The following is a 1,604-nucleotide window of genomic DNA, read 5'->3' as shown; positions in this document are numbered from 1 at the left end:
TTTTAAAAGAGAACTTGAAATCTGAAAGATACACCGAATCTTGTGTAGATGAGAAGTCAATAGCTGCGATGAAAGGTAGAGTAAAAACCAAATCAGGAAAAGTAGAGTGTAACTTAGAGTTTATGACCAAAAAAGGTGTAGATGCTATGCCAACTTGGAGAGAGGATTTATATACAGAGACCCCAAAAGATAGATTTAGATTTATCACTGGGCGACATGCACAGTTCACTCAAAACTCAACGGCTAACAATGTGATGCTCTTGGATTTGATGCGAGAGAATTATGTTTGGATAAACAGAAAACAGGCAGAGAGTTTGAGTATTGTTCATGGTGATTGGGTAGAGGTTATAAGTAGTATTGGTAGAGTCAAAATCAAAGCCTATCCCACCAATAAGATTATTGAAAATGTAGTTTTTTATGTTCATGGATTTGGAGCAACAAGTGATGGATTGACACTTGCACAGAGAAATGGAGCGAGTGACAATCTGATTATCAATGATGATATTGAACCTGTATTTGGTAGTGCTGCGATGCATGAGACGATTGTTGAGATTAGAAAGGTTGAGTCATGAATTATGCAATGACATTAGATTATCAGAGTTGCATCAACTGCAAAGCGTGTGAAGTGGCTTGTAAAGAGGAGAATGGTGTTCAACTTGGAGCAGACAAACAGAGGATTTGGGTAGGAGAGACCGAAAAATCTATCTTTGGCAATCCATTTGTAAACTACTATCCATCCCAGTGCAACCATTGTCAAGATGCACCCTGCGTAGATGTTTGCCCTACGGGAGCTAGTTATTTTGGAGAGGGTGGCTTGGTTATGGCAGACAAGGATAAGTGTATTTTGTGCAAAGGTTGCATGGAGGCTTGTCCCTATGATGCGAGATTTGTTGATGATAAAGCGATAGCTGTAGATAAGTGTACCTTCTGTTACGATACACGAATATCACAAGGAGAGACCACAACAGCGTGTCAGGCTACCTGTCCTACCAAAGTTCGTCTATTTGGTAATTTGGATGATGAGAGTGGAGATTTGGTTCAACTTTTGAAAAAACGAAAGTTTTTTGTACTAAAAGAGGGAGAGGGAACTGTTCCAAAACTACTCTATCTATTCCCTGAAAATGATACGCATTTTGCAGAAAACTCTATTGGACACGACACCACAATACATACATGGGATAGTTTCAAACCAATTATAGAAAAAGCAAAAATAAAAAGGGGAACACAGTGGAAAAGTATCTAATAAAAGGGGTCGAGATTAATCGAGTCCCAATCAAAGAGTTACTCTTTAACAGAACCATGTTCGTAGCCTATTTTTTCTTGGCTCTTGGGTTTATTGGTGTTTATGAAGTTATTGATGAGAGATATTTTAAATCAATAGTAGATGCACACGATGCAGGACTTAATATCGGAAGTCCTGAACTAGCCCAATCGATGAAAGAGGCGATATTTGGAGCAGGAGGAGAGGTCAGAAGAGAGCAACCGTGGACACTCTATATTGTCAACTATATGTACATGATTTATAGTGGAAGTGCCATTATATTTTTTGTGGCTCTAGCTGAACTTCTCGATATTAAGATTATCAAAAAGACAGCTGCTGGTTT

2 protein-coding genes and 1 pseudogene are annotated in these 1,604 nt (G+C 38.7%); all 3 read left to right on the top strand.

Annotated elements, in window-relative coordinates:
• The coding region (locus tag GSY74_RS09920; RefSeq protein ID WP_304948055.1) for a molybdopterin dinucleotide binding domain-containing protein at window positions 1-572 on the top strand (572 nt) is incomplete at its 5' end.
• Window positions 569-1,243, top strand: a complete 675-nt coding sequence (locus GSY74_RS09915) for a 4Fe-4S dicluster domain-containing protein (protein WP_164664943.1) — start codon at window positions 569-571, stop codon at window positions 1,241-1,243. The genes GSY74_RS09920 and GSY74_RS09915, both read left to right, overlap by 4 nt.
• Window positions 1,228-1,604: pseudogene (locus tag GSY74_RS09910) on the top strand (polysulfide reductase); the annotation flags it as partial. The gene GSY74_RS09915 and the pseudogene GSY74_RS09910, both read left to right, overlap by 16 nt.

This window comes from Sulfurovum sp. bin170 (genome assembly GCF_010892395.1).
Lineage (GTDB): Bacteria > Campylobacterota > Campylobacteria > Campylobacterales > Sulfurovaceae > UBA1140.
Note: the sequence above shows the minus strand (reverse complement) of the source record. Positions and strands in the feature narration are given on the sequence as shown.

What these genes read in the sequence shown, in the direction of transcription:
- GSY74_RS09915 (WP_164664943.1), top strand. Translation starts at nt 569, where the DNA reads ATGAATTATGCAATGACATTAGATTATCAGAGTTGCATCAACTGCAAA.